Below are 19,448 nucleotides of genomic sequence, written 5' to 3'. Positions count from 1 at the left end.
GCCATGCTGCTCAACCTGTTCAATGAAATGCGTGCGGCCAAGGTACCGGTTTCGGTGCGCGAACTGCTCGACCTGCATCACGCCCTGCAAAAAGGCGTGGTGTTCGCCGACATGGACGCCTTCTACTATCTGGCCCGTGCCATCCTGGTAAAGGACGAGCGCCACTTCGACAAGTTCGACCGCGCGTTCGCCGCCTACTTCAAGGGCCTGGAAAACCTCGACCGGCACATTGAGGCGCTGATTCCCGATGAATGGCTGCGCAAGGAATTCGAGCGCTCGCTGACCGACGAGGAACGCGCACAGATCCAGTCGCTGGGCGGCCTGGACAAACTCATCGAGGAATTCAAGAAGCGCCTCGAAGAGCAGAAGGAACGCCACGCCGGTGGCAACAAATGGATCGGCACCGGTGGCACCAGCCCGTTCGGCTCGGGCGGCTTCAACCCCGAAGGCATCCGCGTCGGCGAGGCCGGCAAGCGCCAGGGCAAGGCGGTCAAGGTCTGGGACCAGCGCGAGTACAAGAACCTCGACGATCAGGTCGAGCTGGGTACGCGCAACATCAAGCTGGCCCTGCGCCGCCTGCGCAAGTTCGCCCGCGAAGGTGCCGCCGAAGAGCTCGACATCGACGGCACCATCGACCACACCGCCCGTGACGCCGGCCTGCTGAACATCCAGATGCGCCCGGAACGGCGCAACACGGTGAAACTGCTGTTGCTGTTCGACATCGGCGGTTCGATGGACGCCCACGTCAAGGTCTGCGAAGAGCTGTTCTCAGCCTGCAAGACCGAGTTCAAGCACCTGGAGTACTACTACTTCCACAACTTCGTGTACGAATCGGTGTGGAAGAACAACCTGCGCCGCACCTCCGAGCGCTTCTCCACCTTCGACCTGCTGCACAAGTACGGCGATGACTACAAAGTGGTGTTCGTCGGTGATGCGGCCATGGCGCCGTACGAGATCACCCAACCAGGGGGCAGCGTCGAGCACTGGAACGAAGAAGCCGGGTATGTGTGGATGCAGCGCTTCATGGAGAAATTCAGGAAGATCATCTGGATCAACCCGTATCCCAAGCAGGCCTGGGACTACACCGCTTCGACCCATCTGGTGCGAGATCTGATCGAGGACAAGATGTATCCGCTGACCTTGCAGGGGTTGGAAGACGGGATGCGTTACCTGTCCAAATGAGGTTGCCAGGCCCGGCCCTTTCGCGGTCTTTCCCGCGAAAGGGCCGGTAGCCTTACAACCAACGCCCCAGAAATGCCTGCTGCTCCCGCCAGGCCTCCTCCTGCACCACGGCCCTGAATCGCACCACTGCACCTGGCATGCACTGCGCCAGCTGGGCCAACGCCAACGGCGTCAACGCCCCCAGCCGCGGATAGCCGCCAATGGTCTGCCGATCATTGAGCAGCACGATCGGCTGCCCATCCGGCGGCACCTGCACCGCCCCCAACGGAATCCCTTCGGAAATCATTGGCGCCCCCTGGTAGACCAGCTCTGGCCCCAGCAAACGGATCCCCATGCGATCGGCCCGGCTGTCCAGCGTCCAGTCACGGTTGAACGCTTCAAACAGGCTGGTCCCGCTGAAATCACCGATCTGCGCACCCATCACCAGGTCGAGCACAGGTTTTGCCACGTAGCGCGGGCACATGGCCGCCGGCACCTCACGCAAAGCCGGCAAACCACCGGCAAAAGTGAGCGTTTGCCCTTTGCCAAGTGCTGAACCCCGTCCATCGATACCACCCAGCCCCTCGCGCACCACCGTGGCACAGCTGCCCAGCACATCTTCACCCTGGAACCCGCCCGGGGCGGCCAGGTACACCCGTACTCCTTGCTTTGGCTGCTTCAGGGTCAAGCGCTGCCCTTTGGCCAGCACGAAGCTGCGCCATGGCAGCAGTGGCTGCTCATCCACCCGTGCATCCAGGTCAGCCCCGGCCAGCGCCAGCACACAATCCTGCTCGGCCACCAGCGCAAAGCCACCCAGCGCCACCTCGACCACCGGCGCACCCAGCGGGTTGCCCAGCAGCCAGTTGGCCCAATGCATCGCCACCCAATCCAGCGCCCCGCCCTGGGTCACGCCCAGGTGGCGCACGCCAAAACGCCCGTCATCCTGCATTTGGCACAGGGCAGTACTGGCTTCGATCTTCAACCGCGTCATCCTTGCGCCTCCACATCGCCGCCCAGGGCCAGGAACTCGTCACGCGACACCGCCACGAAGCGCACCCGGTCGCCCGGTTGCAGCAGGCTGTAGCCCTCGCGTTCGCGGTCGAACAGGCGCACCGGTGTGCGCCCGATCAGGTTCCAGCCGCCCGGCGATACCGCGGGGTAAGCCGCCGTCTGGCGTTCGGCAATGCCCACGCTGCCCGCCGCCACGCGCTTGCGCGGGGTGCTCAGCCTCGGGCTGGCCAGACGTTCGTCGACCAGCCCCATGAAGCCGAAGCCGGGGGCGAAGCCAAGGGCAAATACCGGGTACTCGCGTTCGCTGTGCAGGCGGATCACCTCGGCTTCGCTCAGCCCGCTGCGCGCTGCCAGCACGGGCAGCTCCGGGCCGACGCTGGCGTCGTACCACACCGGGATTTCATGCTGCCGGCCACCGCTGCCAGGGTCCGGCTGCAGCCCGTCCAGCGCCTGGCTGATCAGCGCCCGCGCTTCACGCGGCGGTAGATCGAACTGCACCATCAGCGTGGTGTAGGACGGCACCAGATCCACCAGGTGTTTGCCGAACGCCGCACTGAGGCGCTGGCTGGCGGCAAGCATCCACGGCATGTTGGCTTCGTCGATACGGTCGAACAGGCGCACCATCAGGCTGTCGATGGCCACGACTTCGATACGCAGCTTCATCGCGCCTCCAGCGCATCGAGGGCCTGACGGATCTGCCGCACGGCGGCTACCGAACTGTCGTTGTCGCCATGCACGCAGAGGGTGCTGGCCAACAGTTTCAGCGCACTGCCGTCCGCCGCCACCAGCGCTTCGCCGCGGGCCAGGCGCAAAGCCTGCTCGACCACCTGTGCCGGGTCATGGTGCACCGCGCCCGGCAGGCGCCGCGACACCAGGTGACCACTGGCGGTGTAGGCGCGATCGGCAAAGGCTTCGAACCACAGCGGCACGCCGACTTCATCGCCCAGCGCCTGAGCCGCGCGGTTGTCGGCGGTGGCCATGAGCATCAGCGGCAGGCCGCTGCCATAGGCCGCCACGGCTTCCAGCACGGTGCGCAGCTTGAGCGGGTCGGCCATCATGTCGTTGTACAACGCGCCGTGGGGCTTCACATAGGCCACGCGGCCGCCGAGCACCTTGCAGATGCCGTCCAGGGCACCGATCTGGTAATGCAGCAGATCGCGGATTTCTTCCGGGCTGCAGGCCATGGAGCGGCGGCCGAAGCCGACCAGGTCCGGATAGGCCGGGTGCGCGCCGACGGTCACGCCGTGCTCCAGCGCCATGGCCACGGTGCGGCGCATGATGCCCGGGTCGCCGGCGTGGTAGCCGCAGGCGATGTTGGCGCAGTCGATATAAGGCATCACTTCGGCATCCAGGCCCATGTGCCAGCTGCCGTAACTTTCGCCCATGTCGCAATTGAGTAGCAGGGGTTTCACCTGACGTGCTCCCGTGTCGATGTTCATAGGCCTACCTTAGCGCGCCTGGAGTTGTTTGCCGCGGGTTTCCGGCAGGCTCAGCGCCGCCACGATCACCACCCCATAAGACACCGCAGAGAACACGCCGATACCCAGGCCCAAAGGGATCTTTTCGCCGAGCATGCCGATCAGCAGCGGGAACAGTGCAGCGATGACCTTGCCGACGTTGTAGCAGAAGCCCTGCCCCGAACCCCGCACCCGGGTCGGGAACAGTTCGGTCAGAAACGCGCCCATGCCACTGAAGATGCCCGAAGCAAAGAAGCCCAGCGGGAACCCGAGCCACAGCATCACGCCGTCACTGACTGGCATCTGCGTATACAGCAGCACGATGATGAACGAGCCCACCGCGAACAGGATGAAGTTCTTCTTGCGCCCCAGCAGGTCGGACAGGTACGCGCTGACCACATAACCGATGTAGGACCCGACGATCACCATCGCCAGGTAGCCGCCCGTGCCGAGCACGCTCAGGCCGCGCTCGTTCTTGAGGAACGTCGGCAGCCACGAGGTGATGGCGTAGTAGCCACCCAAAGCGCCAGTGGTCAGCAGCGAGGCGCGCACGGTGGTCCAGAGCATGCCGGGGGCGAAGATCTCGTAGAAATGCGAGGGCGCCTCGGCTTTTTCCTCGGCCTTGGCCTGGCGATAGACCTCCGGGTCCTTGACCAGGCGACGGACGAAGATCACGAAGATCGCTGGCACCAGCCCCAGCAGGAACAGCGCACGCCAGGCCTGCTCGGCCGGCAGCCAGGAGAATAGCAGCGCATACAGGACCGCTGTCAGCCCCCAACCCAGCGCCCAGCCCGACTGCACCATGCCCACTGCCTTGCCACGGTCCTGGGCCCGGATGACCTCACCGATCAGCACGGCGCCAGCGGTCCACTCGCCGCCGAAACCAAAGCCCATCAACGTGCGGGCGATCAGCAGCTGGTCGTAGTTCTGGGCAAAGCCGCAGAGGAAGGTGAAAAAGGCGAACCACAGCACCGTCAATTGCAAGGTGCGCACGCGGCCGATGCGGTCGGAGAGGATGCCGGCGACCCAGCCACCGATGGCCGAGGCAATCAGCGTGCTGGTGTGGATCAGCCCGGCTTCGGCAGTGCTGATGCCCCACAGCATGATCAGGGTCGGGATGACGAAACTGAGCATCTGGGTGTCCATGCCGTCCAGGCCATAGCCGATCTTGCAGCTCCAGAATGTGCGCCGCTGCTGGTGGTCGATGTCGCGGTACCAGGCGAACGGCCCGGTCGAAGGGGGGGATTGCACCTGCTGCTGCACGCCGCTTGGGTTCATGCTTGCCTCGGCTTGTTGGTATTGTTTTACGGGCGACGTCGGGCGTCGCGGCCTGGGCGTCATGTTCAGAGGCCGTGCTGCCTGAGTCCAACGAGAAAAACCGCCGGTCTGGAACAAGAAAAACTGATCATGAACCTTCGCTTCCTCGAAACCTTCGTCTGGGTCGCTCGGCTCAAGAGCTTCCGCCTGACTGCGGAGAAGCTGTTCACCACCCAGGCCTCGGTGTCCAGCCGCATCGCCGCGCTGGAGGCCGACCTTGGCGTGAAGCTGCTGCTGCGCGACTCCCGCGGGGTCAGCCTGACGCCGGAAGGCAGCAAAGTGCTGGAGTACGCCGAGCGCATGCTCGACACGGCCAAAGCGATGAAGCAGTCGCTCGACAGCGATCGGACGAAGGTCGGGCACATTCGCATCGGGGTGATGGACACGGTGATCCACACCTGGATGAGCGCGCTGGTAGCGGAATTGACCGAGCGCTACCCGCAGGTGGAGATCGAACTGGTCGCCGACACCGCACTGAACCTGCGCGAGCAGTTGCAGAAGGGCTTTCTCGACGTGATCGTGCAGACCGACCTGCTGCGCGAGCAATCGATCCGCAGCCAGGACCTGGCGCGCTACCCGATGGGTTGGGTGGTGGCGGCCGGCTCCGTGTACCACCGCGACTTCGCCTCGCTCACTGAGCTGGGCCGCGAGCGCATCGTGACCTTTTCCAGGAACTCCCGGCCGCACCAGGAGCTGCTCAGCCTGCTGCACAGTGCCGGTGCCGAGACGCCGCGGTTGAACTGCGTGAACTCGGTGGCGGCGATTACCCGGTTGTTGCGTGACGGGTTCGGCATTGGTGCCTTGCCACCGGCGTTGGTCGATGCCGAATTGAGCCGGGGTGAGCTGGTGCTGCTGGAGGGATTGCAGCCACCGCCGAGCCTGGAGTTGGTGGTGGCCTGGCAGACCGGGGTGGCATTGGTCGATGAGGTGGTCGGCGTGTGCCGGCAGGTGCTGCAGCGCTATGCGCGGGATGTGGGTGGGCAGCGGATTGTGCTGGTCTGAAAAATCAGCGCCAGCTTTCCTTCACCACTCCACGCCGCCCGCCAAGGATCACCCAGCCAATCCCCAGCAGCAGGCTTTCGACCACAAAGGCCAGCACAAACCCGGCCCCGACGCCCCAGCCGATCGCTTCAGGCACCAGCAGAATCTGGTAGCTGTAGCCCTTGAGCGTCTCTTCGCGCAGCTGCGGATCCGGCTGCACCAGCACATGCCAGGTGCGGCTCAGCCACGACCCTTGCAGCGCCTGCCATTCGTCTTCCAGCAACTGATTGCGAATCAGCAGGCTTTCGATGCTGTTGGCATCACTGAGGAACACCGGGTCGTCACTGGTCCGGTAATGCCGCACCAGCGCCTGCAGATCACCGTTGAAGAAGCGCTCGGCAGTCTGCTTGAAGCCATCCAGCGCCTGGCGCGACTCGAACAGATGCGCCTCGGCCCGCTGGCTGTAGTCCTTGACCAGCCCAGGCACCTGGATACCGGCCAGCAGGCCGAAGGTGAACAACAGCAACCGCAGGTAACTTCTGAACATGCAGCGTCCTTAGCTCTGGCCTTGCGAAACGCACTCGCCGTGCCGCCACAGGCCCCACTGGCCGGGCTCGTAGCGCCGCCAGGTCTCGTTCTCGGTCAAGGCCTCGGTGGCGATCACCGTGACTACGTCATTGGGCGTGGTTTCGGTGTGAAAATCGACGATCAGGTCGACATCCTTCAAGCGGGCAGCACCAAAAGGCGCACGCCGTGTAATGTGTACCAGCTTGGTCGAACAGAAACAGAACAACCAGTCGCCGTCGCTGAGCAGGCAGTTGAACACGCCCTTGCCACGGTACCCGGCACAGGCTTCGACCAGCACCGGCAGTAGCTGTTCCACCTCGACCGGCTCGGGGAACGCCGCACGAATGCGGTTGAGCAAATCGCAGAAGGCCGCCTCGCTGTCCGTGTCGCCCACCGGGCGATAGAAGGTCGCTTCGCCCCTGAAATCGCCCAGTTGGCCGTTGTGCGCGAAGCACCAGTTGCGGCCCCACATTTCACGCACGAACGGGTGCGTGTTGGACAGGCACACCCGACCGACGTTGGCCTGGCGGATATGGCCAATCACCACTTCGCTCTTGATCGGGTAGCGCTGCACCAGGTTGGCCACCTCCGATTCACTGCTCGCGGCCGGGTCCTGGAACAGGCGCAGGCCGCGCCCTTCGTAGAAGCCGATACCCCAGCCATCGCGGTGCGGGCCAGTACGCCCGCCGCGCTGCATGAGCCCGGTGAAGCTGAAGACGATATCGGTGGGGACGTTGGCACTCATGCCCAAAAGTTCGCACATGATGGTGGCTCCGCTTACAGGCGTGGCTCGACCCGGCCACGGCCGCCGCCCGGCACGGCAGGTGGCGGGTCATCGCGGTAGCGATCATTGCGCTCGGCGGCCATGGGCGCTGCCGCGATGACCGCATTGTCCTCGGCCGCGCGGCGCTGGGCGGCGGCTTCGGTCTGCGCGCGGCGCTCGCGGGCGCGTTTTTCCAGCGGCCAGCGGATCAGCACGAAGACCATGTACAAGGCAAAAGCGATCATGCCGTACATGGCGAAATCGGAAATCGCCCGCCAGGCGTTGTTGCCGACCTTGAACGCAAGGTCCAGGGCGGTAATGGCAATGGCCGGGGCGAAGCTGTCCTTGACCGGGTCGACGATGGTCGGGGTCAGCAGCAGCACCGCCAGGATCACCCGCAGCGGTTCACGCAGCCAGCGCCACATCCAGCCGGTGAGTTTGAAGCCCACCAGCAGGCAACCCAGGGCGGCGACAGCGTAGAGGCCCCAGGCGAAGGTGTAGTCGTTCTCGATCATGGTGTTCGTGCAAGCCAGGCAAAGAGATGCCTATGATAAACACTTTTCAGGGCGCAGACAGCGTCTCCCTGTCCCGGCCAAGAGATCCCCGATGCCAACCAAACCTCAGCCCCCCATTGCCCGCCAGGACCAGGCCACTGATCCCTACGCCTGGCTGCAACAGCGCGACACCCAGGAAGTGCTCGATTACCTGCAGGCGGAAAACGCCTATCAGGAAGCCTGCCTGGCCGACCAGGCAGCGCTGCGCGAGCAGTTGTTCGAAGAGATCAAGGGCCGCATTCTCGAAACCGACCTGTCGCTGCCCTCGCCCTGGGGCCCCTACCTCTACTACACCCGCACCACCGCAGGCGACGAGTACCCGCGCCACTACCGCTGCCCGCGTCCGGCGGACGACTCCAACACGGTCGATGAAAGCCAGGAACAACTGCTGCTCGACCCCAATGCCCTGGCCAACGGCGGCTTCCTGTCGCTGGGCGCGTTCAGCGTCAGCCCGGACCACCGCCGGCTGGCCTACAGCCTCGACACCAGCGGTGATGAAATCTACACGCTGTACGTCAAGGACCTGAGCAGCGGCGACCTGACCGCCCTGCCCTTTGACGACTGTGACGGCAGCGTGACCTGGGCCAACGACAGCCAGACGCTGTTCTTCGCCGAGCTGGACGATACCCATCGACCCTGGCGCCTGCGCCGCCACACCCTCGGCGAAGCGGGTGCGAGCACGGTCTTCGAAGAGGCCGACGGTCGCTTCTTCCTGCACTGCTACCGCACCAGCTCCGAGCGCCAGCTGGTGCTGCTGCTCAACAGCAAGACCACCAGCGAGGCCTGGGTGCTCGACGCCGAAACGCCGCAGGCACCGTTCACCTGCCTGGCGCCACGGGTCGAAGGCCACGAGTACTTCCCGGACCACGGCCAACTCGACGGCCAATGGCGCTGGTTCATCCGGACCAACCAGGACGGCATCAACTTCGCCCTCTGCCACGCACCGGCCACCCCGGTGCCCAGCCGCGACCAGTGGCAGGTGCTGGTGGCGCACCGCGACGACATCATGCTCGAAGGCCTGAGCCTGAATGCCGAGGCACTGACCCTGAGCCTGCGCGAAGGCGGCCTGCCGATCATCGAAGTGCGCCCGCAGGGGCTGGCCCCTTACCGGGTGGAGTTGCCCGATGCGGCCTACAGCCTGTACGTGCAGGACAGCCTGGAGTTCGCCAGCCGCCGCGTACGCCTGCGCTACGAAGCGCTCAACCGCCCGGCCCAGGTGCGCCAGCTGGAGTTGGCCACGGGCGCCCAGCATGTGCTCAAGCAAACCCCGGTGCTCGGCCAGTTCGACGCCGACGACTACGTCAGCCAGCGCCTGTGGGCCACCGCGCCGGACGGCACCCAGGTACCGATCAGCCTGGTGCGCCGCCGCGAAGACCTGGGCAAGACCGTGCCGCTCTACCTGTATGGATATGGCGCCTACGGCGAAAGCCTCGACCCGTGGTTCTCCCACGCCCGCCTGAGCCTGCTGCAACGCGGCGTGGCTTTCGCCATCGCCCACGTGCGCGGCGGCGGCGAGCTGGGAGAAGCCTGGTACCGCGCCGGCAAGCAGGAACACAAGCACAACACCTTCAGCGACTTCATCGCCTGTGCCGAACACCTGATCGCCGAGGGTGTGACCGCCCCGCAGCGCCTGGCCATCAGCGGCGGCAGCGCCGGCGGCCTGCTGATCGGCGCCGTGCTCAACCTGCGCCCAGAGCTGTTCCGCTGCGCCATCGCCGAGGTACCGTTCGTCGACGTGCTCAACACCATGCTCGACCCCGAACTGCCGCTGACCGTCACCGAGTACGACGAATGGGGCAACCCGGAAGAGCCCGAGGTGTACGCGCGCATCAAGGCCTATGCGCCTTATGAGAATGTCCGCGCCCAGGCCTACCCGGCCATGCTGGTGGTGGCCGGCTACAACGACAGCCGCGTGCAGTACTGGGAAGCGGCCAAGTGGGTGGCGCGCCTGCGCACGCGCAAGACCGACGACAACCTGCTGCTGCTCAAGACCGAGATGGGCGCCGGGCATGGCGGGATGAGCGGGCGGTACCAGGGGCTGCGCGATATGGCGCTGGAATATGCGTTCGTGTTTGGCGAACTGGGTATCGCTTGAGAATGCCGGGGGCGCTTTACGCCCCTTTCGCGACACAAGGCCGCTCCCACAGGGACAGCGCAAATTCAGGACATGTGCAGTCCCTGTGGGAGCGGCCTTGTGTCGCGAAAGGGCTGCAAAGCAGCCCCAGGATCGTGCAGCCATCACACAACTTTCAGTCAATCATCCTGCGCAGGCGGTTTCGCCGGTGGTTGGCGCAACCCCGGCAAGTCCTGATCCTTGGGCGGCCCTGGCACCGGCATCGGCGGCAGCAGCGGCGCGCCCGGCGTGCTGTCGTAGGCCTTGGGCGGGATGCTCGGGGTGATTTGCGGGTAAGGCGTGGGCGTGGGCGTGCCCGGCGCCCCGGGTACCGGGGTGTTCAGCCGTGGGGGCGTGCCTGCCGCTTCAACTAGGGGCATGGCGGTCATCAGCAGCGCGGCGAGGATCGCATGAAACATCAGCAACCTCCTGTCGGGAACCTCTCTACAGGCTACGCCGATATTCGAGTTTTCGCCTGTCCGCCTGCCCCGCAAGCGCGCTAGACTCAATGGCATAACCGTCATCTGCCTGATCAGAACAAAGGAAACACCATGAGTTCGGCTTCCACCTCCGCCGCCACCGCCCGCCTCGATCGCATCCTCGCCGACGCCAAGCGCGACAAGGAGATGGGCTACCGCGACAAAGCCCTGAAAATGTACCCGCACGTGTGCGGCCGCTGCGCCCGCGAATTTTCCGGCAAGCGCTTGAGCGAGCTGACCGTGCACCACCGCGACCACAACCACGACAACAACCCGCAGGACGGCTCCAACTGGGAGCTGCTGTGCCTGTACTGCCACGACAACGAGCACTCGCGCTATACCGACCAGCAGTACTTCAGCGAAGGCTCGACCAGCACCCCAAGCATCGCCAAGGCCACCCACAACCCGTTCGCCGGGCTGGCAGGCATGCTGAAAAAAGACTGACTGTCACACCAAACCCCGCTGCTGCCGGCAAGCCCGTATAATCGCGCTCTTTTTTTTCGCGAAAGGCCCCGGCACGTGGCAAACAAACGGTACAGCTGCATCGGCCTGTTCAACCCAAAGTCCGCGGAGAACGTCGGTTCGGTGATGCGTGCAGCGGGTTGCTACGGCGTCAACTCGGTGTTCTACACTGGCAAGCGCTATGAGCGCGCGCGTGACTTCGTCACCGACACCAAGCGGGTGCACTACGACATCCCGCTGATCGGCATCGACGACCTGCAACGCATCATCCCCTTGGGTTGCACGCCGGTAGCGGTGGAGCTGGTGGACGGCGCACGGCCGCTGCCTGAATACACCCACCCGGACCGGGCGATCTATATCTTCGGGCCTGAGGATGGCTCGTTGAGCGAAGACGTGCGGGGCTGGTGCGAAGAGACCATCTACATCCCCACCGAAGGCTGCATGAACCTCGCCGCGACGGTGAATGTGGTGCTGTATGACCGCATGGCCAAAGGGCTCAATACCCGCTCAGGGCCCAAGTTCAAATAGCCGGCTGCGCGTGCGACGCCTGCGCGAGCCCGCTGGGCAAACCAAGTGAACGGTCGTTCACGGCTGCTGGTCAGCTGTTAACACTTCACACGGAGGGTTTGCCATGCTCGATATTCATTCCAGGGCTTCACGGGAACACAATGTTCAGGGGCTGGAACGCGCCGGCTCACTGGCAGGCGGCGCCTTGATGTTCACCAAGGGCATGCGCCACGGGGGCCTGATCGGGTTGCTGCAGATGGTGGCGGGCGGCCTGGCGGTAGCCCGGGGAGTCAGTGGCCACTGCGCGACCAAGGCCTGGTGGCAACGGCATCGCCAGGAATATCACCGCCTGCGTTCGGATATCGAGCGCAGTGCCGCGGAGCTGAAGGAACTCAAGACCAGTGCCGAGGCGGCTACCCAGGGGGTGACAGTGACCGGCAAGGACCCTTTGACGGGCAACTGAGTCTTGTGACGCCTCGGCCCCTTCGCAGCGGTTCGAGGCCTCGACGCGCCCGCGCCCACAGGTACAGCGCTGCCGTGAGGTCCAGCACTCTGTCAGTGGGAGCGGGCATGCCCGTGAAGAGGCCCGCAACTGGCTAGCGCAGCGCCTTGCTTTGCAGCACCTCGGAGCGGCGCCCGAGCACACTCTCGCTGATCTGGACGAATTCTTCGGTGCTCACACTGGGCAGGCGCATGAGCGCGCGGGTGACATCGTCCAGCGAACGCTTGGCCTGGGTATGGATACGGATTTCCTTGTCCAGGGCCTGCAGCAGCATCACCCCCCGGGCAACCTGTGCCGGGCTGGCGTGCTCGGCACGCAGTTGGCTGACCTGGCCGCCCAGTTTCTGCAAACGTGCCTGCGCTACCTCATAACGGTCATCGCTGATGCCGCCGGCACGGCGCAGCAGCTCGGTAGCGTAATACTCGGTCAGGCCCTGGCCCAGCCAGTCGCTGTTGTCACGTACACGAATCTGCGCGAACAGCTGCACCAGTTCGCGCAACAACAGGCTGCTGCCATTCTCGCTGACCATTGGCCGGCTGCTGTGCAAGTAGATCGAACCCTGCGCCGCCGTCGCTCCGCGCCACATGCCATCACGGGCGCCTACCAGGAGCAGCTTGGTCGGGTTGCGCGGGAATACGGCCTGCAATTGCGGCCAGACGAAGGTCAGCAGGGTCAGGCTGTCCATCCGTCGCATACCCTGCCCTACCGGCGCGGCGACGGTGACGTCGGTTTCGCCAAGGCGGGCGCGGCGGCTGCCAAGGTTCCCCGCAAGCATCCAGCCGGTCGGGCGGTCGAACAGGCGGGACACGTTGTCGATCCGGAACTTGTCCTTGCCGATACGGGGCCAGGGCGTCTCGATGCTGTTCCAGCCTTCAGGCAAGTCGACCGTCAGTCGTGCCACCAGCTCGGTACCGTCCTGCTGATCGAGGTGCGCAGGCGGCACCAACTGGTCACCGAGGAACAGCGCCCAGTGCGGGGTGATGCGGGAGGAGTAGGCACCGCTGCGCAGCTTCTGGTCCAGTTTGACCCGGTAGCTGAGGCTGGTCTTGCCATTGGCCGGGTGCCACACACCGCGCTCGCCCTGCTGCTGCCACTGGCCATCGGCCTGGAAACCACTGTAGGCACCGGCCGTGCCCAGGTCGAAATCCAGGCTGCGCACGGCGCTGCCTTCGGCCAGGGTCAGGCGCACTTCGGCCTGGCCATTGGCAGGCAGCAGGCGTACCTGGTAATCGAGGTCGACCTTTTTTGCCCAGGCCGGCGAGCAGGCCACAAGCCCGAGGAGCAGCAACAACAGGCAACGCATACCGAAACTCCTTGTTCCTCAGAGGCGACGCGGGTGGGGCGTTCAGCTGGCGCGGAAAATCAGATGGTCTTCCCAGTCGTCTTCGTCGACATCATGTTCACTGAGCATACGCCCCGATTGCGATATGCGCTGTTCATGCACCTGTTTACGGTCGCCGCACACCAGGTGATGCCACTCGGGCAAGTCCTTGCCCTCGCTGACCAGGCGATACCCACAGGTGCTCGGCAGCCATTTGAACTGGTCGGCCTTGCCTGGGGTGAGCTGGATGCAATCGGGCACATGGGCGAAGCGATTGGGGTAGTCGCTGCACTGGCAAGTATCGAGGTCGAGCAGCTTGCAGGCGATGCGCGTGTAGTAGACGCTGTTGTCGTCTTCATCCTCGAGCTTTTGCAGGCAGCACAGGCCGCAGCCGTCACACAGCGACTCCCACTCTTGCGGGCTGAGTTGTTCGAGGGTCTTGCGCCGCCAGAACGGCGCGCTGTCAGCGATCATCACACGGGTTTCCTGCAGTCTTGTTCGGGCCGCGGGGCGCGGCGGCGCCAGTCTAGAGCCTGGCCTTCGGCAACGCCAGACCGCTTGTCAGTGGCAGGCGGACGCAGTAGCGTGCAGGCTTTGCCATCCACTTGCAGGAGCCGCCATGAGCGCCACCCCCCGCATTGCCGATTACGCCATCAACGAGCAGTTCATCAACCGCTGGTCGCCGCGTGCCTTCACCGCCGAACCGATCAGCGAAGAGACCCTGCTGAGTTTCCTCGAAGCGGCACGCTGGGCGCCGTCGGCCTACAACTCGCAGCCTTGGCGCTTCCTGTATGCGCGGCGCGACACGCCGAACTGGGAGCGTTACCTGAGCCTGCTGGTACCCTTCAACCGCAGCTGGGCGCAGCAGGCTTCGGCGCTGGTGCTGATCATTTCCAAGACCACCTTCGCGGCGCCAGGCGCCAGCGAAGAAAAGCCGGCGCTGTGGCACACCTTCGATACCGGTTCGGCCTGGGGCCACCTGGCGTTGCAGGCCAGCATCAGCGGCTGGCACACCCATGGCATGGCCGGCTTCGACCAGGCACTGGCGCGCCAGGAGCTGAAGATTCCGGAAGGTTACGAACTGCATGCCATGGTGGCGATCGGCAAGCTGGGCGACAAGGCCAGCCTGGACGAGGCGCTGCAGGCGCGTGAAGTACCGAGCCCGCGTCGACCGTTGAGCGAGCTGGCGGCTGAAGGGGATTTCAGCCTGTAAGGCTTGTAGTGCCGTGCTGCCCTCTCGCGGATAAATCCGCGAGAGGGCAGCACAGGAGACAGAAATCAGTAACCCCGGGCGAAATCGACTTCGCCGCGCAACCCCTGCCCCGCTGCATACGCCCGCGCATTCCCGGCAAACAACCGCACCATGGCCGCCGGCGAGGTGGGCGCCGAGCTGTGCCCGGTCAGCAACAAGCCCCAGGCGGTCCAGAACGGATGGCGTTGCGGCAGCGGCTCCTGCCGGCACACGTCGATCACCGCCCCGGCCAGATGCCCCTGTTTCAGCGCCTCGACCAGGTCGGCATCGACCACCGCCGCGCCGCGCCCGGCGTTGATGAACAGCGCCGTGGGCCGGAAGCACTGGAACAGCGCCGCATCGTACAAGTCATGGGTTGCCGGCGTGTCCGGCAACAGGTTGAGCACATAGTCCACTTGCCCGACCATGCGCGGCAAATCCGCCAGCCCCGCCACTTCGACGAAGGGCGCCTGCTCGCGGGCGCTGCTGGCGATACCGTACAGGGTCACGCCAAACGGCACGAGGAACTCGGCGACTCGCTGGCCGATATCGCCGGTCCCGACGATCAATACCTTGCGCCCCTCCAGGCTGCGCCCCGGGCGGTCATCCCAGCGCCGCTCGACCTGGCTGACCAGGCGCGACAACACTTCGCGCTCGTGGCCGAGCATGTAGGTCAGCATGTATTCGGCCATCACCTGGCCGAAAATACCTACGGCGCGGGTCAGGCGGTAGTCACGTGGGAGGCCTTCGGCCAGCAATGGCGTGATGCCGGCCCAGGTCGACTGCATCCACTCAGGCTTGTGGCCCTGGCGCAACAGGCTCGCCAGCAGATCCGGCTGGCCCAGCCAGACCGGGCACTGCGGTGCCTGGCGGGCCAGTTCGGCGGAGTCGTTGCTGGTCAGCACTTCCAGTTCCGGCATCGCTTCGCGCAACAATTCGGCATAACGAGCATGATCATGCTCAGCGATCAGTACACGCATGATCAAACCGGGTCGTTGCGGCGCAGCAGTTCTTCGGGCAGATGCTCGATGTATTCATCGTCCGGCGGTGGCATCTGCAGGTGGTAGCCCTGGTTGTCGAGGTTCTCCAGGACCTTGGCGATGTCTTCGCGGGCCAGCTTGCGCTCGGGGCTGAGCACCAGGTCGAAAGCATGCTTGGGCGTACCGAAGAACGGTAGCAGGGCTTCGGGCACGCGCTCCAGGCCATCGGCCTTGAGCACATACAGGTACATTTCGTTCTTGCGTGGGCTCTTGTAGATCGAGCAGATACGTTTCATTGCTTGTCTCCGGCACCTGCCAGGTCGTCCAGCAGGGCCTGGCCCATCCGCTCACGGCGCCAGCCGCGCAGCGAATCGGGCAGTTGATAAGGGCCGTTCGGGTAGCCGCTCTTGAGCAGGGCTTCCAGGGCTTTCTTGCGCAGCATCAGTTCGGGGGCGATGCCCAGGCGCTCGCCTTCGGCCTGGCCGATGGCACGCAGGCGCTTGAGGATACCGGCGGCTTCGATCGGCAGCGGCTCGGGGAGCGGCTGTGGCCATTGCTCGGCCGGCAGGTTGCCGGCACGCTTGATCAGCTCGAGCAGCAAGGCGCCGTCCTGGCGGATGGTGCGCGGGTGCATTTCTTCAATCTTGGCCAGGGCCGAAAGGTTATCCGGCTGGCTCTTGGCCATGGGCCACAGCGAGTGTTCCTTGAGGATACGGTTGCGCGGTACATCACGGCTGCGTGCTTCACGCTCGCGCCAGGCGCACAGTTCGCGCAGCACCGCCAGTTGCTGCCGGCTCAGCTTCCAGGCGAGCTTGACGTCGCGATACAAAGTCTCGGGTTCGACTTCACGGCGCAGCGCAGCCACCAGCTCGGCGCCGTCTTCCAGCACCCAGGCGTACTTGTCGCCGGACAGGCGTGGCTGCAGGGCGGCGAACAGCTCGGCCAGGTGCACGGCATCTTCGGCGGCGTAGCTGACCTGGGTTTCCGACAGCGGGCGCTGCAACCAGTCAGAGCGGGTTTCGCCCTTGGGCAGCTCGATACCCAGCACGTCCTGCACCAGGCGCGAATAGCCCATGGAGAAGCCCAGGTTCAGGTAACCGGCGGCCAGCTGGGTGTCGAACAACGGTTGCGGCAGCTTGCCAGTCAGGCGCAGCAGCACTTCGAGGTCTTCACTGCAGGCGTGCAGCACCTTGACCACGTTGCTGTCGTCGAGCAGTTCGCCCAGCGGCTGCCAGTCGCCGATCAGCAGCGGGTCGATGAGGAAAGCCCGCTGCCCGTCGCCAACCTGGACCAGGCCGGCTTTCGGGTAGAAGGTGTCGACCCGCATGAATTCGGTGTCGAGTGCCACGAAGGGCAGTTCGCGCCACTTGCGGCAGTGTTCGGCCAGGGTCTGGTCGTCACGGATCCAGTGTATTTCGATGGCCACAAGGCTCTCCCACAAACATTGGCGCGCAGTATATACGGCGCGGGCCCTGCTGGTGAAACCTGCGCCATCCCTGGATTAGATGAACGGCCTCAACGCTGGGCTGCCAGCCACGGCCGGCAGCTGGCAAACATGTCCAGCGACTGCTGGTAGACCTCGGTGTGCACCTGCAGCAGGCCCAGCATCGAGTGGAACAGGTTGTCCTGCGACAGCGGCGCATCGCTGAGCTTGGCCAGGCAATCGGTGTCGATGCCAAAGTCTTCCTTGTAGCTGTCGGAGAACCAGGTCAGCAGCGGCACATGCTTTTGTTGTTCCGGAGCAATGGCATAGGGAGTGCCGTGCAGGAACAGGTTGTACTCGCCCAGCGACTCGCCATGGTCGGAGAGGTAGATCATCGCCGTGTCGACCTTGTCCTGCTTGCTGCGCAGGGTATCGATCAGCGAAGACAGCACTTTGTCAGTGTAGGCCAGGGTGTTGTCGTAGCCGTTGATGATCTCCTGCTCGCTGCACTGGTTCAGCGCGTTGCTCTGGCACACCGGGGTGAAGCGCTCGCCGTCTTGAGGGTAGCGCTTGAAGTATTCGGGGCCGTGGCTGCCCATCTGGTGCAGCACCAGCACGGTGTCCTTGTCAAGGTTGTCGATCAGCTCGCCCAGGCCTTGCAGGAGGATTTCATCATGGCATTCGCCGCTGGCGCACAGCTGCGGGTCCTTGAGGTTGCTGACGTCGATGAACTGCACGCGGTCGCAGGTGCCCTTGCAGCCCGACTGGTTGTCGCGCCACTGCACGGCCAGGCCGGCACGCTGGAGGATGTCCAGCAGCCCTTCGCGGTTCTTCGCCACCCGAGCGTCGTATTCCTTGCGCTTCATGCCGGAGAACATGCACGGCACCGAGACGGCGGTTTCAGTACCGCAGGAATGCACATCGGAGAAGCTCAGCAGGCCCTGCTCCCGGGCCAGGTTCGGGGTGGTATCGCGCGGATAGCCGAGCACGCCGAAGTGGTCGGCACGGGCACTTTCGCCGACGACCAGCACGGTCAGCGATTTGCGCTCGTGCTTCTGCCAGGCCGGGTCGCGCTTGGCATCTTCGCCATAACTCTGGAATGGGCGCGCTGCAGTACCGACGCGCTCGTTGACATAACCGATGGTCGCGCCGACGACATTGCTCGGGGTGAGCATCAGGCGCAGTTCATGGTGGTTGCGAAACAGCGACGACAGCCCTTGATAATTGACCAGTGCCACCGAGCCCAGCGCCACCACGCAGGCGCCGCTGACCACCAGTTTGCCGAGCAATTCGCGGTGCCATGGGCGGTAGGCGATCTTCGCCTTCCACAGCACGACCGACGGCAATACACCAAGCAGCAGAATATAGGCAGCGAACTTGAACGACATCAGGTCGCGCACTTCCGTAACGTTGGTTTCGGCCATGTTGCGGAACATGCCAGCGTCAATAAGCACGCCGTACTGGTTCATGAAGTAGGCAGCACTTGCACCACTGATGAACAACACGATCAATAACGGCTTCAATACATAACGGAAGGCGAACAGCGTCAACACCAGGTTGAACGCGAACAACATCAGCACGGCGAACGCCAGGCTCAGCCAAAGCCCCGTCATCCCGGCAGGCACCACCTCTTGCAGGTGCTCCCAGAGGAACATGTTGAGACCCACCAGCAGGTAAACGCTGGCCAACAGCGTGACCCATTCAGTCCGCAGGGATTTGAAGTTGAGCATCGGCATTCGCAATCGAGAGTAATTATCACCCACAGGCCGGATGGCACTGTGGGAAAGTCGGGCGAACTCTAGAAAGCGCACCATCAATTTTTCGTGAAAAAGACGGTAACAAATTCGTAAGCCGATGCATTTTTTTACATTAAATCAACTTCATTCAGCCGCCGTTCAGCCGTGCAGACGCGCCTTGGCATAAGGTTCGCGGTCGATGTCGAGCACTTCCACGCACAACTGGGTGTCCACTCCGGCCTTGGCCGGGATCGCTTCGCGCAACACCTCGAGCAAGCCGTTCGACAGTTGCTGCTTCACCTCGGGCGAGCGCCCGCTGAGGATGGCCAGGCGCACATGGGCGAAAGCTCGCTCTCCCGGCGCGGTACCCACCCGGTACTGCTTGAAGGCCTCGGCCCGGCTCTTGATGTCGCCCTCGTCGGCAAACTGGCCGCTACCCACCAGGGCGTGGTTCAGGCGCAGCAACAGCACATCGACATTGAGTTCGCGCAGGTTGTCGCTGTATTCCAGGTTCAGGTGAGGCATGGCGCAGGTTCCAGGCACAGGGAAGGATGCGACAGCCTACCCCAGTCCCCCACCTGCGCAAAGGCGGCTATCCTCAAAGGTCAGGACCTTACCGACAACCCTGACAGAGGTGAAGAAATGCCAGTTCCGCATGATCTGCTCGCTGACCTGCACATTACCGCTGACGCATTCCAGGCGGCCATAGACAAGGACCAGGACCTTCACAAGCTGCACAAGGAATACAACACCAAGGACAAAGAGGTGCTGGCCGCCGAGGCCAATGGCACCAACGACGACGCGGTCAACCGCCTGCGCAAGGAAAGGCTGCTGATCAAAGACAAGATCGAACGGATCATTCATCCGCCCAAGTCCTGATAGC

Annotated in this window: 23 protein-coding genes; 8 read left to right on the top strand and 15 right to left on the bottom strand. The window is 64.3% G+C overall.

Annotated elements, in window-relative coordinates; translation table 11 throughout:
* Positions 1-3: 3 nt before the first annotated feature.
* The gene (locus HU738_RS09290; protein WP_186603427.1) at positions 4-1,182 is read left to right on the top strand and encodes a vWA domain-containing protein; all 1,179 of its coding nucleotides are present in this window, start codon (positions 4-6) and stop codon (positions 1,180-1,182) included.
* 52 nt (positions 1,183-1,234) lie between these two features.
* Here HU738_RS09290 and HU738_RS09285 read toward each other — a convergent pair whose 3' ends face one another.
* Genes HU738_RS09285 through HU738_RS09270 form a run of 4 tightly spaced genes read right to left on the bottom strand, consistent with a single transcriptional unit; the run spans position 1,235 to position 4,907 of the window.
* Positions 1,235-2,152 carry a 5-oxoprolinase subunit C family protein gene (locus HU738_RS09285; protein WP_186603428.1) on the bottom strand — a complete coding sequence of 306 codons (918 nt, stop codon included), beginning with the start codon at positions 2,150-2,152 and terminating at the stop codon, positions 1,235-1,237.
* Positions 2,149-2,835 carry a 5-oxoprolinase subunit PxpB gene (pxpB, locus tag HU738_RS09280; RefSeq protein WP_186603429.1) on the bottom strand — a complete coding sequence of 229 codons (687 nt, stop codon included), beginning with the start codon at positions 2,833-2,835 and terminating at the stop codon, positions 2,149-2,151. Before pxpB ends, HU738_RS09285 begins: the two co-directional genes overlap by 4 nt.
* Positions 2,832-3,611, bottom strand: coding sequence for a 5-oxoprolinase subunit PxpA (locus HU738_RS09275; RefSeq protein ID WP_186603430.1), 780 nt, complete (start codon positions 3,609-3,611; stop codon positions 2,832-2,834). The genes pxpB and HU738_RS09275 overlap by 4 nt, the downstream gene beginning before the upstream one ends.
* A gap of 9 nt (positions 3,612-3,620) precedes the next feature.
* Positions 3,621-4,907: an MFS transporter gene (locus HU738_RS09270; RefSeq protein WP_186603431.1), complete on the bottom strand. Its 1,287-nt coding sequence runs from the start codon at positions 4,905-4,907 to the stop codon at positions 3,621-3,623.
* Positions 4,908-5,036: 129 nt separating this feature from the next.
* Here HU738_RS09270 and HU738_RS09265 point away from each other — a divergent pair, with 129 nt between their 5' ends.
* Entirely contained in the window at positions 5,037-5,948 is a 912-nt protein-coding gene (locus HU738_RS09265; protein ID WP_186603432.1) for a LysR family transcriptional regulator, read from the top strand.
* 4 nt (positions 5,949-5,952) lie between these two features.
* Here HU738_RS09265 and HU738_RS09260 read toward each other — a convergent pair whose 3' ends face one another.
* From HU738_RS09260 to HU738_RS09250, 3 genes are read right to left on the bottom strand one after another with little or no spacing between them, the layout of a single operon-like run.
* Positions 5,953-6,474 carry a DUF2937 family protein gene (locus tag HU738_RS09260; protein WP_186603433.1) on the bottom strand — a complete coding sequence of 174 codons (522 nt, stop codon included), beginning with the start codon at positions 6,472-6,474 and terminating at the stop codon, positions 5,953-5,955.
* Between the two features lie 9 nt (positions 6,475-6,483).
* Positions 6,484-7,257 (bottom strand): class II glutamine amidotransferase, encoded by a 774-nt coding sequence (locus HU738_RS09255; protein ID WP_099815521.1) that lies wholly within the window; start codon positions 7,255-7,257, stop codon positions 6,484-6,486.
* 14 nt (positions 7,258-7,271) lie between these two features.
* On the bottom strand, positions 7,272-7,772 hold the full coding sequence (locus tag HU738_RS09250; protein ID WP_176507855.1) for an MFS transporter: 501 nt from the start codon (positions 7,770-7,772) through the stop codon (positions 7,272-7,274).
* 91 nt (positions 7,773-7,863) lie between these two features.
* Between HU738_RS09250 and HU738_RS09245 the strand changes: the two genes are divergently transcribed.
* Positions 7,864-9,906 carry a S9 family peptidase gene (locus tag HU738_RS09245; RefSeq protein WP_186603434.1) on the top strand — a complete coding sequence of 681 codons (2,043 nt, stop codon included), beginning with the start codon at positions 7,864-7,866 and terminating at the stop codon, positions 9,904-9,906.
* A gap of 158 nt (positions 9,907-10,064) precedes the next feature.
* Here the strand turns inward: HU738_RS09245 and HU738_RS09240 are convergent, their stop codons facing one another.
* Positions 10,065-10,343: a hypothetical protein gene (locus HU738_RS09240; protein ID WP_186603435.1), complete on the bottom strand. Its 279-nt coding sequence runs from the start codon at positions 10,341-10,343 to the stop codon at positions 10,065-10,067.
* Between the two features lie 132 nt (positions 10,344-10,475).
* On the opposite strand from HU738_RS09240, the gene HU738_RS09235 reads away from it, so the two are divergent.
* From HU738_RS09235 to HU738_RS09225, 3 genes are all read left to right on the top strand, one after another.
* Positions 10,476-10,847, top strand: coding sequence for a YajD family HNH nuclease (locus HU738_RS09235; RefSeq protein ID WP_023381762.1), 372 nt, complete (start codon positions 10,476-10,478; stop codon positions 10,845-10,847).
* 75 nt (positions 10,848-10,922) lie between these two features.
* Complete coding sequence (locus tag HU738_RS09230; protein ID WP_085675738.1) at positions 10,923-11,393, top strand: RNA methyltransferase; 471 nt, start codon at positions 10,923-10,925, stop codon at positions 11,391-11,393.
* A gap of 103 nt (positions 11,394-11,496) precedes the next feature.
* Positions 11,497-11,835 carry a DUF2892 domain-containing protein gene (locus HU738_RS09225; protein ID WP_186603436.1) on the top strand — a complete coding sequence of 113 codons (339 nt, stop codon included), beginning with the start codon at positions 11,497-11,499 and terminating at the stop codon, positions 11,833-11,835.
* A 133-nt stretch (positions 11,836-11,968) separates the two neighbouring features.
* On the opposite strand, the gene HU738_RS09220 is transcribed toward HU738_RS09225, so the two are convergent.
* Positions 11,969-13,177 carry a hypothetical protein gene (locus tag HU738_RS09220; RefSeq protein ID WP_186603437.1) on the bottom strand — a complete coding sequence of 403 codons (1,209 nt, stop codon included), beginning with the start codon at positions 13,175-13,177 and terminating at the stop codon, positions 11,969-11,971.
* Positions 13,178-13,219: 42 nt separating this feature from the next.
* Positions 13,220-13,669: a YcgN family cysteine cluster protein gene (locus HU738_RS09215; protein WP_060510309.1), complete on the bottom strand. Its 450-nt coding sequence runs from the start codon at positions 13,667-13,669 to the stop codon at positions 13,220-13,222.
* A 145-nt stretch (positions 13,670-13,814) separates the two neighbouring features.
* On the opposite strand from HU738_RS09215, the gene HU738_RS09210 reads away from it, so the two are divergent.
* Positions 13,815-14,408, top strand: a complete 594-nt coding sequence (locus tag HU738_RS09210) for a nitroreductase family protein (protein ID WP_176507849.1) — start codon at positions 13,815-13,817, stop codon at positions 14,406-14,408.
* A gap of 65 nt (positions 14,409-14,473) precedes the next feature.
* Here the strand turns inward: HU738_RS09210 and HU738_RS09205 are convergent, their stop codons facing one another.
* The 5 genes from HU738_RS09205 to HU738_RS09185 form a co-directional block, all read right to left on the bottom strand.
* Positions 14,474-15,406, bottom strand: coding sequence for a D-2-hydroxyacid dehydrogenase (locus HU738_RS09205; protein ID WP_186603438.1), 933 nt, complete (start codon positions 15,404-15,406; stop codon positions 14,474-14,476).
* A 2-nt stretch (positions 15,407-15,408) separates the two neighbouring features.
* Entirely contained in the window at positions 15,409-15,702 is a 294-nt protein-coding gene (locus tag HU738_RS09200; RefSeq protein ID WP_054887238.1) for a YcgL domain-containing protein, read from the bottom strand.
* A complete protein-coding gene (gene rnd / locus HU738_RS09195; RefSeq protein ID WP_176507847.1) occupies positions 15,699-16,832 on the bottom strand; it encodes a ribonuclease D in 1,134 nt (377 codons plus the stop codon). Before rnd ends, HU738_RS09200 begins: the two co-directional genes overlap by 4 nt.
* An 89-nt stretch (positions 16,833-16,921) precedes the next feature.
* A complete protein-coding gene (locus HU738_RS09190) occupies positions 16,922-18,559 on the bottom strand; it encodes a phosphoethanolamine transferase (RefSeq protein WP_186603439.1) in 1,638 nt (545 codons plus the stop codon).
* A 165-nt stretch (positions 18,560-18,724) separates the two neighbouring features.
* A complete protein-coding gene (locus tag HU738_RS09185; RefSeq protein ID WP_176507845.1) occupies positions 18,725-19,090 on the bottom strand; it encodes a 5-carboxymethyl-2-hydroxymuconate Delta-isomerase in 366 nt (121 codons plus the stop codon).
* A gap of 117 nt (positions 19,091-19,207) precedes the next feature.
* On the opposite strand from HU738_RS09185, the gene HU738_RS09180 reads away from it, so the two are divergent.
* A complete protein-coding gene (locus tag HU738_RS09180) occupies positions 19,208-19,444 on the top strand; it encodes an HP1242/YdcH family protein (RefSeq protein ID WP_176507844.1) in 237 nt (78 codons plus the stop codon).
* Positions 19,445-19,448: the final 4 nt, after the last annotated feature.

The organism is Pseudomonas vlassakiae (assembly GCF_014269035.2).
In the GTDB taxonomy this organism is placed as follows: Bacteria; Pseudomonadota; Gammaproteobacteria; order Pseudomonadales; family Pseudomonadaceae; genus Aquipseudomonas; species Aquipseudomonas vlassakiae.
Note: the sequence above shows the minus strand (reverse complement) of the source record. Positions and strands in the feature narration are given on the sequence as shown.

Excerpts from the sequence above, each read along its gene's own strand:
- HU738_RS09290 (WP_186603427.1), top strand. The coding sequence starts at position 4 with ATGCTGCTCAACCTGTTCAATGAAATGCGTGCGGCCAAGGTACCGGTT.
- HU738_RS09285 (WP_186603428.1), bottom strand. The coding sequence starts at position 2,152 with ATGACGCGGTTGAAGATCGAAGCCAGTACTGCCCTGTGCCAAATGCAG.
- pxpB (WP_186603429.1), bottom strand. The coding sequence starts at position 2,835 with ATGAAGCTGCGTATCGAAGTCGTGGCCATCGACAGCCTGATGGTGCGC.
- HU738_RS09275 (WP_186603430.1), bottom strand. The coding sequence starts at position 3,611 with ATGAACATCGACACGGGAGCACGTCAGGTGAAACCCCTGCTACTCAAT.
- HU738_RS09270 (WP_186603431.1), bottom strand. The coding sequence starts at position 4,907 with ATGAACCCAAGCGGCGTGCAGCAGCAGGTGCAATCCCCCCCTTCGACC.
- HU738_RS09265 (WP_186603432.1), top strand. The coding sequence starts at position 5,037 with ATGAACCTTCGCTTCCTCGAAACCTTCGTCTGGGTCGCTCGGCTCAAG.
- HU738_RS09260 (WP_186603433.1), bottom strand. The coding sequence starts at position 6,474 with ATGTTCAGAAGTTACCTGCGGTTGCTGTTGTTCACCTTCGGCCTGCTG.
- HU738_RS09255 (WP_099815521.1), bottom strand. The coding sequence starts at position 7,257 with ATGTGCGAACTTTTGGGCATGAGTGCCAACGTCCCCACCGATATCGTC.
- HU738_RS09250 (WP_176507855.1), bottom strand. The coding sequence starts at position 7,772 with ATGATCGAGAACGACTACACCTTCGCCTGGGGCCTCTACGCTGTCGCC.
- HU738_RS09245 (WP_186603434.1), top strand. The coding sequence starts at position 7,864 with ATGCCAACCAAACCTCAGCCCCCCATTGCCCGCCAGGACCAGGCCACT.
- HU738_RS09240 (WP_186603435.1), bottom strand. The coding sequence starts at position 10,343 with ATGTTTCATGCGATCCTCGCCGCGCTGCTGATGACCGCCATGCCCCTA.
- HU738_RS09235 (WP_023381762.1), top strand. The coding sequence starts at position 10,476 with ATGAGTTCGGCTTCCACCTCCGCCGCCACCGCCCGCCTCGATCGCATC.
- HU738_RS09225 (WP_186603436.1), top strand. The coding sequence starts at position 11,497 with ATGCTCGATATTCATTCCAGGGCTTCACGGGAACACAATGTTCAGGGG.
- HU738_RS09220 (WP_186603437.1), bottom strand. The coding sequence starts at position 13,177 with ATGCGTTGCCTGTTGTTGCTGCTCCTCGGGCTTGTGGCCTGCTCGCCG.
- HU738_RS09215 (WP_060510309.1), bottom strand. The coding sequence starts at position 13,669 with ATGATCGCTGACAGCGCGCCGTTCTGGCGGCGCAAGACCCTCGAACAA.
- HU738_RS09210 (WP_176507849.1), top strand. The coding sequence starts at position 13,815 with ATGAGCGCCACCCCCCGCATTGCCGATTACGCCATCAACGAGCAGTTC.
- HU738_RS09205 (WP_186603438.1), bottom strand. The coding sequence starts at position 15,406 with ATGCGTGTACTGATCGCTGAGCATGATCATGCTCGTTATGCCGAATTG.
- HU738_RS09200 (WP_054887238.1), bottom strand. The coding sequence starts at position 15,702 with ATGAAACGTATCTGCTCGATCTACAAGAGCCCACGCAAGAACGAAATG.
- HU738_RS09190 (WP_186603439.1), bottom strand. The coding sequence starts at position 18,559 with ATGCTCAACTTCAAATCCCTGCGGACTGAATGGGTCACGCTGTTGGCC.
- HU738_RS09185 (WP_176507845.1), bottom strand. The coding sequence starts at position 19,090 with ATGCCTCACCTGAACCTGGAATACAGCGACAACCTGCGCGAACTCAAT.
- HU738_RS09180 (WP_176507844.1), top strand. The coding sequence starts at position 19,208 with ATGCCAGTTCCGCATGATCTGCTCGCTGACCTGCACATTACCGCTGAC.